At 50.1% G+C, this 11,794-nt stretch carries 9 protein-coding genes; all 9 read right to left on the bottom strand.

Annotated elements, in window-relative coordinates; all coding sequences use genetic code 11:
* Entirely contained in the window at positions 1-1,338 is a 1,338-nt protein-coding gene (locus tag ABWW03_RS04510) for a class I SAM-dependent methyltransferase (RefSeq protein WP_353406640.1), read from the bottom strand.
* A gap of 13 nt (positions 1,339-1,351) precedes the next feature.
* Positions 1,352-2,137, bottom strand: a complete 786-nt coding sequence (locus tag ABWW03_RS04505) for an ABC transporter permease (protein ID WP_353406639.1) — start codon at positions 2,135-2,137, stop codon at positions 1,352-1,354.
* A 38-nt stretch (positions 2,138-2,175) separates the two neighbouring features.
* A complete protein-coding gene (locus tag ABWW03_RS04500; RefSeq protein WP_353406638.1) occupies positions 2,176-3,534 on the bottom strand; it encodes an ABC transporter ATP-binding protein in 1,359 nt (452 codons plus the stop codon).
* Positions 3,535-3,552: 18 nt separating this feature from the next.
* A complete protein-coding gene (locus ABWW03_RS04495) occupies positions 3,553-4,437 on the bottom strand; it encodes a peptidylprolyl isomerase (RefSeq protein WP_353406636.1) in 885 nt (294 codons plus the stop codon).
* 15 nt (positions 4,438-4,452) lie between these two features.
* Positions 4,453-4,857 (bottom strand): hypothetical protein, encoded by a 405-nt coding sequence (locus ABWW03_RS04490; protein WP_353406634.1) that lies wholly within the window; start codon positions 4,855-4,857, stop codon positions 4,453-4,455.
* A gap of 21 nt (positions 4,858-4,878) precedes the next feature.
* Positions 4,879-6,975 (bottom strand): type II secretion system secretin GspD, encoded by a 2,097-nt coding sequence (gene gspD, locus ABWW03_RS04485; RefSeq protein WP_353406633.1) that lies wholly within the window; start codon positions 6,973-6,975, stop codon positions 4,879-4,881.
* A gap of 269 nt (positions 6,976-7,244) precedes the next feature.
* Entirely contained in the window at positions 7,245-7,985 is a 741-nt protein-coding gene (locus ABWW03_RS04480) for an SDR family oxidoreductase (protein ID WP_353406631.1), read from the bottom strand.
* A 14-nt stretch (positions 7,986-7,999) separates the two neighbouring features.
* Entirely contained in the window at positions 8,000-9,790 is a 1,791-nt protein-coding gene (locus ABWW03_RS04475; protein WP_353406630.1) for an SDR family NAD(P)-dependent oxidoreductase, read from the bottom strand.
* Positions 9,791-9,863: 73 nt separating this feature from the next.
* Complete coding sequence (locus ABWW03_RS04470; protein ID WP_353406628.1) at positions 9,864-11,690, bottom strand: GGDEF domain-containing protein; 1,827 nt, start codon at positions 11,688-11,690, stop codon at positions 9,864-9,866.
* Positions 11,691-11,794: the final 104 nt, after the last annotated feature.

The raw sequence follows: 11,794 nt of genomic DNA, 5'->3' as shown, positions 1-11,794 counted from the left end.
TTACCGCTTGCGAAATCGGAGGGTAACATTGTCATTCCAAGCCCAGGTCTGGTTAATCTGCCAAAGTTTTTCGGTTCGGTCTCTTAGTTGAACAAGGGCTTGCTGCTGTCTATCCAATGTTGTTTTAAGAACGTGGACATCCTGAAGTTCAGCTCGACTGGCAATGCCCAGTCGCGACAGTATTCTTTGCCACCAAGATTGGGGAGCCGCGATACGTTCTTCCGGCTGCGTGGGAAAATCAATGGGCTCAGGTGTTTCAGCAAACGGGAACACCTGATGAGGCTGCTCATCATAGCTGCTCCACTCAAGGCTCAAACCATGCACAGACGCGATGGTGCTAATCAGCTCGGGATGGTAAAAGCGAACGTGTTCAGGGTCGCGCCAAAAACCAAGCAGTTGCGAACGAATCGATTCCGGATCGGGGAAGGTCAATACGGCGATACCCTCGCTGGGCAAACAATTTGCGATCTGCTCAATCAGCGACTCAACGAGTTCAATGGGTAAGTGTTCAACAAAGTGAGAGCAATAAATACCATCAATATCCTGCGTACCAGAGTCCAGATATTTCAGAGCGTCGTCACACATAATATTCAGACCTGTCGCCCGACCATATTCGGCAACGATGGGATCGCGCTCTACCCCACATGCGGCAATACCCTGTTCCTCCAGTAACTGCAGGAACAAGCCCGCACCGCAACCTAGATCCAGCACCTGCTTACAGTGTTCGAAGTGTCTAACATCTCCCTGCTGCATCGACATGAGCAGTGGGTGGTCGCGCAAACAGAATTCATAAATACTGTAGTCGAACTCAAAGCTCGTTTCCGCCAGCGTCTCCCGCGCCCAATCACTCCCCCAGGGCTGCAAGACGGTTTCGCAGCAGTTGCGCCAACCCTCTGTAACCTTGTCATCTGCAATATAAATGTTTGCTGCGCTCTTAAGGCAAGCGTTTAACCATTTGCCTTCGGCTGAACTTAATGACTGGGGAGCAGCACCATCAATCAATAGATCCGCCGCAACCCCCATTAAGGTCGCCACCCGAAGTAAATCAATACTGGCCCCATTGGCCCCAATGATCAGAACCCGGTTTGGCCTGAGACTCAATATTTTTTGAGCCAGTAGACGATTCAATGCTTGCTGTCGATAAACTCCGGCAAACCCTTCACACTCATTTTTTACCTGTATAAGGCCATCATCACCCCAGGCACTGAGCCCATTCCTTGAGGGTTCTGCGTTAAACGCATAGTCCATATAATGCAATTCAAAGCCATGGGCCAACTCATCGGGCTGCCGCTTCGACTCTGAGATCACTAATACCTTGTTCTGTTTTGTTTCTTCCATTTCAAATCGCTCCTTAAAGTACATCAGCAAAGCCGCGCTTTACGCGATTAAAAAACAGAAAAGCAAGTACATAACTGAGCAACGCTAACCCGGTCGCTTTAGCTAAGGCCACCCAATTTGGCCATTCACCCAAAACGACAATGGTGCGTGTTGCTTCAATATAGAAACTCAGTGGGTTAACTTCCATCACTCGAGCAAAGGATTCGGGAACGGCTTCAATGGGATAAAATATGGGACTCAGGAAAAACAAGGCGGTCGATAAAAATGTCGCCACATACACGGTATCTCGAACAAAAACACCCAGAGCAGACACAAACCACACCAAGGCCACTAATTGAATACTGAGCACCAGGGTTAGCGGTATCATTGACAGTAAACTGAGGCTTAAACCACTGCCCCATATCGCCACAAAGACCAGCAAGACCAGCAAGGACAATAAAAAGTGAAAAAGAGAGGAAAACACGGACACCCACGCCAGGGCATCCAGTGGAAACACGACTTTCTTTACAAAGTTGCTGTGCCTCAATATCAGAGTTGGCGAACTGGTGAGCTGTTCCGAAAAGTACATATAAATGACGATGCCACTGAACAACAAGGCGGCAAAGTTTTCATCTACGCCATTGGATTGCGGCCAACGCGCCTGAAATATCACCCCAAATACGAACATATACACCAACAGCAATAATATGGGTGTAATCAAACTCCACAGCATCCCCAACCAGGACCCTTTATACCTGGCTAAGACTTCGCGTTTGCTCAATCCGAAGATCAAGGATCTGTGGGTCCAAAATGCTAACATACTAACGTTTTCTGATTGGAGTCTGCGCAGCCCAGAGGCTACACGGGTTTAATCTGGCAATAGGACATGTGCACACCGATCAGGCCGTGCACCATGTGATCACTTAGCACATTCATCACCAGAGCGTCGTGACACCAGCAATGTTGCACATGCTCATCTTGCGTACCACTGGCGACACCCGCTGACATTACGTACTCCGCAGAGACCAAGTAGGGCAGACTGATGGCAAACTGTGCCTTGTATACGCTTCCGGCTTTGACAACCACCGGACTGTTCTTCAGGCTCAGGTAACTGTTATCACCAAACAGAACTTGTCCTTGAATTGTTTTAAACAGAAAGCCGACGATCACACTCTCAAGGTCCTCAAAGGCCCGAAAGCGTATCTCCACCACGGCTTTTTCGCCGCCAACGGCATACGATAACTTCTTTCCGTCTTCATTTCTTAGAAAAACGTCGATTATCTCAGCTTTTCCGGTTCCAAACGATGAACTTGTTGTATCAAAAGGTTGCAGCTTGATATCGTTTCTTAAAGAAGAACTGGCCAGAAAATCCCGCCGCCCATCATGCCAATACTCAAATTCAGCCATGGCTTCGGGGGCTTCATCACTCGGTGCCTGAAAAGTACTGATGGATATATCCTGCTGCTTGGCATAGATGTGCTCCAGGTAACCCTCCGTCACTTCCTTGGCTGTCCCCTCACAGCGCAGCCGGCCTTTTTCCAACCAGATCGCCCGATCACAGAGTCGAGTAACCGCACTGGAATCATGGCTGACAAACAGGATCGAGCCGCTTTCTTTGAAGTCTTCCAGGAAACGCATGCACTTTTGGGAAAACAGTGCATCCCCCACAGCAAGGGCTTCATCAATGATCAAAATATCAGCATCAACATGAACAATGACAGCAAAAGCCAGACGCACAAACATGCCTGAGGAATAGGTTTTAACAGGTTGTTCAATAAATTCACCGATATCCGCGAAGGCACAAATGCTGTCAAAACGTTGATCCATTTGCTCCTTGCTCAAGCCATAAATAGACCCGTTTAAATAGATATTTTCTCGACCGGTAAACTCGGGATTAAAACCAGCACCCAATTCAAGCAAAGCGGCGATCTTACCCTGACAGCTAATCTCACCAGAGCTGGGCGTCAATGTATTGCATATACACTGTAATAACGTTGATTTCCCAGCGCCGTTTTGACCCACGATTCCCACCGTTTCCCCTTTCTTAAGAGAAAATGAGACATCATCCAACGCCTGGTATTGATTGGGAGAGGAAGCCGCCCAAGGAAGCATGAGTTCCATTAGGCGGCGAGCGGGATTATCGTAAATTGGAAACGCTTTACTGAGGTTTTGCACCTGCAATACCGTTTCTACACGGCTAGTATCAATTCCGCTCATTCAAAGTTACACGTAATATTACTTAGAGCCGAAGCTGGACTGCAGGGATTTCAAAGACTTTTCATCAAATTCCAGTTTGCTTCCACTCAGCACGGATTGAACAAAGTCTTGGCGGAACTTCGCGGCCAGACGCTGTTTCAGTTCAGGAATGATCAACGGCTTTACTTCTTCAAAGGGCTTCTGTATTGGATCAAGACGAGCGGTAAACTTCAGAATATGGTAACCAAATTGGGTTTTCACCAGATCGCTGATCTCACCAGGCTTATTCATTTTTTTGGCGGCAGCCTCAAATTCAGGCACCATCTTACCTGCCCCGAAAAAGCCCACATCGCCCGAGTTGATTTTCGCGGAAGGATCATCGGAAAACTCTTTTGCCAAAGCCGCAAAGTCTTCGCCCTTTTCAATACGGGCCTTCAAGCTTTTTGCAAGTTCAAGTGCTTCTTCGTCTTTCTTAAGCTTATTGCTCACCAGAATGTGCGAAACACGGTTTTTCTCTTCAGACATAAATGACGCTTTTTCTTTTTCATAAATGTCTTTAGCCATGCTATCAAAGTTAACACTGCCCAAAGAAGCCTCAGCTACCTTGGCGAGTACCGACTCTTTCAACTCGTTGTCCGTTTGATATTCCCCTACCCAACGAATACGTTCGACGTCGATAGACTTATCATTGCTCGCTAGTGAGGCCAACTTCTTAGTGAGAAACAAATTTTCGGCAATCTGACGGTAAATATCCTTATCTGCCAAAGCCGCCTTACGTTTATCGGCAGAAATGCCCTGCTCAATAAAATACTTAACATCGGATTCCGTAACAACAATATCACCCGCCGTTAGTACCGCGTCGCCGATGGCCAAACTGGACAGGGAAAACATGGCCAGTACTTTCAAACTCTTTTTAATCATCATGTGCACAGCCATCGCTTACTTGTGGTAAACCCACCATTGGTTTTCAATACGGATCCACTTTTCATCAAGCGGGCGAGTAATGGGCAACCCTAACTGTGGAGAGGTGTAGGTTACATCGATCACCACATCACACACGTCTTCTTCGCAGGTCACTTTGTTTACTTTGGCAGCATTCCACATACCACGCCCAGCAACCCGAGCATTGTACTGTTCTGGAGTGGTGTACTGCCTGAATGAAGGCGTGGTGAATTTAAACGCTTCACCCAAACCTTCCATATTTTTCTGCATCAAACCGTCGTAGCGCTCTTGAGCGCGTTCGGCGACAATTTCTTCAGGGGTGCGATTGTCTTGCATCAAACCTGCGCAACCGCTGCTCACAGCAACAGCAAATAACACGGCTGTTTTTTTAATATCGATCACTTTTCACCTACAAATCTATGTTTAGTATTTGCCTTCAAGCAGGCTCAAATCGCTGATTCGAGCACGCATCTCACGGCTGATATCACGCATGTCCTGCTCATTAAATAATACCCGCGGAGTAAGAATCACCAGCAACTCCGTCTTCACAGAAGTCGTGCTCTTCTTACCAAACAAGGCTCCAACAACCGGAAGACTGTGCAGACCCGGCACACCGCTGGAACCATTGGTTTTGTTTTCCCGAATTAAACCACCCAAAACCGCCGACTCACCGGAACGAATAGCGATTCGAGTTTGAATCTCACGCGTTTGGAAACTTCTCTGACCAGACACTTCATCTTGCGCGCCAACATCTGACACTTTCTGCAAAATATCAAGCGTGACCATCCCCCCCGCATTAACCGAAGGCGTCACCTCCAAATCAACCCCCGTATCCTTGAACTCAATATTATTGGTCACAATACCCGTAGAGGTTGTCGAGCTTCCTACCTGGACCGGAGTCTGGCTGCCCACCTTGATCTTCGCTTCATTATTATCCAGCACCATAACGGACGGTGTAGAAATCACGTTCAGCAAAGAATCGGTGGCGAGGGCGTTCAAAATTGCCTGGATATTACCTGCCGAATTCACCAATGAATAGGAGAACCCTGGACGGATGGCTGCGGGTGCATTTCTTGTATTCGCCAATCCTCCCAAACCTTGATCACCACCCCCAAAGCCACCTTTAAAGGACCACTCCAAACCATACTCTAATGTATCGTTCAGAGTGACTTCGATGATACTGGCCTCAATCATGATTTGAGCTGGCGAGACATCCAGCTTCTTCATGGCTTGTTCAATTTTACGGTATTGCTTGCTGGTGGCGTAAATCAGCAAAGCATTGTTATCTTCATCGGCAACAACTTTGATATCACCTTCAATCGACACACTGGAGCTGCCGCCGCCCCTTTTGTTGGCGCTGGAGGATTTTTTACTGCTGGAGGCCGTGCTGCCTTTGTTTGCTGAATCGGTCACCGATTGACGTTTCATGCCCGGCGCAACACCTGAACGGCTGGAGCTGCCACCGTTACCGCTGCCAAACAATTGGCCCAGCAAATCCGCAATATGGCTGGCGGTACCATTTTGAACCGGATAGACATAGAGCTGAGGCTCTGCACCGCTGTCAGGCACAATATCAAGACGCTTGATCCAGGTTTTTACCTGCTCAAGCAAGCTCGCTCTGGGTGTAATGACCAGCAAGCTGCCTAACCGCTCCAAGGGGATCAGCTTAACGACTTTGGATGCCGCCGTTGCTTCTTCGCCATTACTCTCGATAATCTGGGTGATCGCCGCTTCAATTTCTGCAGGCTCAGCGTATTCGATCGGAAACACACCAACAGACATGCCCTTCAAAGTATCAATATCGAAGGCATTGATAATGTCCACCCAACCTGACATCTGCACGCGAGTACCGGCCATAATCAGGATATTACGCGCCACATCAATTCGAACAAAAGAGGCATCTCCGGCTACAGGGCGAAGAATATCCGCCATTTCGGCCGCACCGATATGTTGCAAAGGGATAATCGTGGTCGAGAAGCCAGCCCCTTGACTGTTCGGGCTTTCGTACTGAGGCACCATGGTCTTAATGGCTTTGGACGACGACACAAAATAGCGGTCATTCGGATCTCGAACCATCAACACGCCGTTGGCGTGCAGCAGGGATTCCAAAACTTCCAGCAATTGGTCTCGGGGAATCGGGCTGCGAGTTCGTAGAGTAATCTTGCCCTTGATTGGGTGTTCGATCACATAATCCAGTTTCAGGGTATCACCCAATATCGCGTGGACAACATCCGCTAAAGGCGCGCCTTCGAAATTCATCTGGACCGCATCGCCATCCAGGCGAATAGCGGGGCGAGCCTTGGGAAGATTCAGCTGGCGATCATTGCCTTTGTAAATCGTATCCGTTGCTTTGCGTACGTTATCGTCTTTGACTTCCACCTTAGGGGCTTCTGCTGCAACGTAAGGATCGTCGGATTGGAGAATGCGATCAAAGGAAAACTGATTTTGTTTCTCATCATTATGGGCGCAACCACTCAGAGCGATAATCGACGCCGCCAGTAATGAAACTTGTTTTTTCATAGATTGTGTCGCTTCTTACTACACTGTAAAAGCCGCTAGAGCCCACGGTGTGGTGTGTTTTTTGGGCCGTTGTGGGCCATTCTCTGGACGATAAGTCAAAGGGCGAGAGTATACCCTAAATGTATCGCATGCGTGACACCCTCAAACTCCGCTTTTATGGGGTTTCACACAATAGCTCTTAGGTAGGATATTGTTGAAAAGTTCACTGGAACGTCCGCAATAGCTCCCAGCGGAACGAATCCAGTGTTCAACGGTGCTTCAGGCGATGCTCAGCCAACGCTTTTTGCCAACAAACGGCCTGGCAGCCATTTCAACAGACGTGCGACCACGCACCAGGGCCAGCTGGGAATGTAGCTACGTGGGCATTTGGCCTCAATGGCATCAACCAAAGCCCGGGCGCCGACCTCCGGCCCCACCAGAAATGGCCGGCTCGCAGCCCCCTGATTGATGGGGGTATCGATATACCCAGGCTTGAGTAAAGTGATGTCGATATTCTCGTTCAGGCATTCCAAGCGAAGGCTCTCTGTATAACAGCTGATCGCTGCTTTTGACGCACAATAGTCAGCGGCTCCGGGCATTCCCCGTTCACCAGCAACTGAACTGATGGCGACCAACTGCCCGGCCCCCTGTTCCCTCAATAGCTCCACGCCATGATGCAATGTCGCCATGGCGGCAATCACATTGACTTCGATCGTTGCCCGGGTACTGGAAAAATCACCTTTGCCAATAGGCGAACTTTCCCCGATTCCGGCATTCGCAATGATGACATCCAAACCGTGAAGATCTTGGCGAGCCTGCGCCATCACGGCTCTCTGGGCTTCTTCATCCCGGACGTCCAGCGTATAGGCATAAACCTCCACTTGAAATTCACGACGGATTCGATCCGCCAACTCCTCGAGCTTTTCCATCCGACGGGCCGCCAATGCCAGACCATGACCTCGACGAGCAAACTCCAACGCCATATACCAACCAAGCCCGGATGACGCCCCCGTGATAAATATCTTTGCCATAACAAGCGATCTCTTTAGTCCTTGGCGCTACGGGTTATTCGGCGGCTAAATTCAGCCATCTCAGCAACGGTCTGTTTGGCCTCGGGGAAAAAAGGGTAAAAGACGGGCCAAACGTGGGGTTGATCATTCCAAACCCGAAGCTCTGCATCAACACCCGCTTCCTGAGCTTTATCAAAAATGCGCAGGGAGTCATCTTCCAATACCTCCGTATTGCCGACATAGATCCGAAGCGGCGGCAAATCGGACAGCTCACCATACAGCGGAGAAATAAACGGATTCAGTGGATCATCATCTCCCACATAGTGCTCAGCGGCATTACGAATCATATCGCCGGTGAAAAATGCACAGGATTCCGTATTGGCCTGCAGACTGGCTCCTGTGCCAGCCAAATCTACCCAAGGCGATAACAAAAGAGCACCGGCCGGCATAGGAAGCCCCTGCGCTTTCAACTTGAGCAACAAGGCAGTACTCAAGCCGCCCCCAGCGGAATCACCCGCCACGACAATGGAGCTAGCGTCAATTCCCTGCTCCAGCAAATACTCGTAGGCAGCAAGCGCGTCTTCCAACGCTGCCGGGTATGGGTTCTCCGGCGCCAAGCGATAGTCCACGCTGAATAATTGCGCACCCGCCTGTTCTGCCCAGGCGCGGGTCATATTCGCGTGGGTTTTGATGGAGCAGAACACATAGCCACCGCCGTGCAAATACAAAATGGTGTGACTACAATCACCCGACTTGGGACGCTGCCATTGCCCTCTTACCGCGGCCTGGCCATCATCTCCGGCGATATCCACATCGTCACAGACCACATCTGGCATGGACTTGAGGCGGCTGGCCTTGTTAACCGCCGCACGAATTTTGGCAGAGTCCCACGGTTTAGAGGTATCGGAAAATTTTGCTTTAAAGTTTTTGCGAATCGTCCAACTGAAAAAACGAGACCGCAGAGAGGGCGCATCCAAACGCGCCTGAATAGGGCCTGGGTCTAATGCTGAACGATTATCCTCCCCTAAAAAACGCTTCAGCACTTTCGGATAGGAGGCCGGCAATAGACGCTGAAAAAAGGATAGAATTTTGGCGTCGTTGCCAACCAGAATGCGATGTTTACGCTTACGTACCCCCGTTAAAATAATATCGGCGGCTTTTTCTGGCGGCATCACCAGGAATTTTTCATTGCTGCGCTTGAGCAGCTCTTCGCGGCTTTCATTGCCCTCATCAAACTCGGCACTGTTCGCTATATTGGTACTCACTCCACCGGGATGCACACTGGCGACGTGCACGCCGAATTCCGCAAACTCCTGGCGAATCGATTCATTAAACCCACGCACCGCAAACTTACTCGCGCAGTAGTGGGTGTTCCCGGGTACGCCGATCAATCCAAAGAGACTGGAGATATTAACGAACACCCCCTGACGGAGTTTTATCTGTGGAAGGAATGCCCGCGTGCCATAAACCACCCCCCAGAAATTAACATCCACCACTTTTTGAAATGCTGGAGATTCGGTGTGTTCAAAGCGGCCCACACGAGCAATACCCGCATTATTGAACAGCAAATCCGCCATGCCCAGCGCTTGCTCAACCTCATCCGCAAATGCCAACCAGGCGTTTTCATCAACAACATCCAGAACCCAGTGCTTGGCGCTGGGGGCGCCGGCCGCCTCAGCTTCTTGTGCAACAGCCGCAACGCTATCTTCATTAATATCAGCAAGGGCCAGTGAGGCGCCCTCTTTTGCAAGGGCCAGAGCCAAAGCTCGACCGATGCCCGAGCCAGCACCAGTGATGACCGCAAGGCGGGATTTAAAACGGATCATATTCGCTTCCAGTAATTAATTATTGTTCTTGGTTAGCGAATACCATACCGAAAAGAAAAGCGACTTTTTAGCGCTAGCTTTGACTAAAGACGCAACATTTGTTGCGACCGTCATTTTTGGCTTGATAGAGGGCCTTATCAGCCCGAGAGAAAACCGCACTCAGGTCATCGTCTTCGCGAAATCCGGACAAGCCAAACGATACTGTTAAACGCACCGGTTCATCCCGAAAGCGTAAGGGAGCCTCCGCGATCATACCGCGCACTTCATCCAGTAACGTTAACGCTCCCGCTTCATCGGTTTCCGGCAGCAGCAATACGAATTCCTCCCCCCCATAACGCGCCATAAAATCCACCTGTCGCAATCTCTGGCTGATCGCCCTCGCCACCAGCTTGAGAACCCGATCGCCGACTTGATGGCCGTAGTTGTCATTGAACGATTTAAAATGATCAATATCGCAAACCGCCAATACCAGACCATGACCGTATCGACGACAGCGCTGGATTTCATGTTCAGCGCGCAATAAATAGGCTTCCCGATTCGGCAAACCGGTCAGAGAATCACTTTGGGCGCGCTCACGCTCCTCCTGCAAGGCTTGCTCCTGTTGCTGGGCTTCCTCTTCCATATCTTTGACACGCCCGAGAAGCTGACGCATTTCTTCCAGCAGACCGCCGCTCTGCTGAGCATCACCATGCTGTGAAACAGCCGAACGTAAAGTTGCGATGTTGCCTGTGAGCATGGTTTTAAGTTCATCGACGCTGCCCGCCGTTTTTACGGTGTGCTCGAGTACATCAATCTCCGCATTAAGCGTGTCCTGCAAGGCAATATCAGCATCAGCCTGCTGGGCTTGCACTTCCAATGCCACTCCCAGAGACTCCCCCACTAAAGCAAGCTCACTGTTCAACTGTTGAAGATAATTCTGGAAATTCAATTCAGCCGCCAAAAACGCCTGCATAATGAGGTCGCGAATGTCTTCCAAGGTCGGAACCAGTTCGTACCAATTCAAGCCCCGGGCGATACGATTCTGGGCGCGCAAAGCCTGAGCAGCAACACACGCTTCCGGCTGCAAACCGTCGAGCAACTCAGTCAATACACGGGTAATATGATTGGAGATTCGACTGAATGCAGGCTCTTTCCTGGGACGATCCAAACCCGCTTCCAATTCGGCTTCGATTTCTACCCGGCTCAGGAATTGCCCTTCAATACCCATGTCGTCTTGACGAGCGCTCGCAGTAGCAGCGCCGTCAACACTGGCCCTAGATTCAGCATGAGGGTCTGACAGCTCAAGCGGCTGAGTCTGATCGAGAGATTCCTCTGCGGCCCTATCCGGTGCAAGTTGTTGATCCTGGACTTCCTCCCCATCGTCCTCGGAGGTTTCTTCAAGCGGGATGACCTGGCGCTTATTCTTAAGCTTGTCCCAGAAGCCGGATGGCCCTAACGCAACACTGTCGATTACCTGACTCTGTAAATCGGCCAGCTCTTCCAACATAACCGAGTACTGATATTGCTGCTCGACTCTGGACTTGAGCCCACGCCTAAAGCGTTTAAGCCTCTTGTCAGCTTGCTTGTCTCGTGAGATTGTTTGTAACTGCTCACTTACTGATTTGAGCGCTTCAAGACTGGCCGCGGCACGTTGATCCCGTCGACTGTCGTAGGCCACCACACTGGCATCCAGCCGGCTGAGCAAAGGGCCCAAGGGCTTGGGCTGAGCGCTGCGCAACTGGCGCCGCAGATCATCCAGACGCTTATCCAACTCTTCATCCAAACCCGTCGCAGCCACACTTAAGCGACCCAGAGCCTTCTTCAAGCTGTCCTGTTGGTCGTCAAAACGCTTCTTTTGACGCTCGTTGGAATCGATAAGGTTAAGGTATTTTTCTTTCCAGTTTTGATCGCTGCTTGTCATGTGTTCGCCGTCGCCTGGGTTAGCCATAAAATTCAGGCATAGATATCAGTTGCTAGCGGCGGGAAGCGCAGAAAATTGAGAGAACAAAGGACATGTCGATACGA

Origin of the sequence: Pseudoteredinibacter isoporae, from assembly GCF_040372805.1 — a bacterium.
In the GTDB taxonomy this organism is placed as follows: Bacteria; Pseudomonadota; Gammaproteobacteria; order Pseudomonadales; family Cellvibrionaceae; genus Pseudoteredinibacter; species Pseudoteredinibacter isoporae_A.
The sequence above is the reverse complement of the archived record's forward strand: the minus strand, read 5'-3'. Positions and strand labels throughout refer to the sequence as shown.

What these genes read in the sequence shown, in the direction of transcription:
- ABWW03_RS04510 (WP_353406640.1), bottom strand. Translation starts at nt 1,338, where the DNA reads ATGGAAGAAACAAAACAGAACAAGGTATTAGTGATCTCAGAGTCGAAG.
- ABWW03_RS04505 (WP_353406639.1), bottom strand. Translation starts at nt 2,137, where the DNA reads ATGTTAGCATTTTGGACCCACAGATCCTTGATCTTCGGATTGAGCAAA.
- ABWW03_RS04500 (WP_353406638.1), bottom strand. Translation starts at nt 3,534, where the DNA reads ATGAGCGGAATTGATACTAGCCGTGTAGAAACGGTATTGCAGGTGCAA.
- ABWW03_RS04495 (WP_353406636.1), bottom strand. Translation starts at nt 4,437, where the DNA reads ATGATGATTAAAAAGAGTTTGAAAGTACTGGCCATGTTTTCCCTGTCC.
- gspD (WP_353406633.1), bottom strand. Translation starts at nt 6,975, where the DNA reads ATGAAAAAACAAGTTTCATTACTGGCGGCGTCGATTATCGCTCTGAGT.
- ABWW03_RS04480 (WP_353406631.1), bottom strand. Translation starts at nt 7,985, where the DNA reads ATGGCAAAGATATTTATCACGGGGGCGTCATCCGGGCTTGGTTGGTAT.
- ABWW03_RS04475 (WP_353406630.1), bottom strand. Translation starts at nt 9,790, where the DNA reads ATGATCCGTTTTAAATCCCGCCTTGCGGTCATCACTGGTGCTGGCTCG.
- ABWW03_RS04470 (WP_353406628.1), bottom strand. Translation starts at nt 11,690, where the DNA reads ATGACAAGCAGCGATCAAAACTGGAAAGAAAAATACCTTAACCTTATC.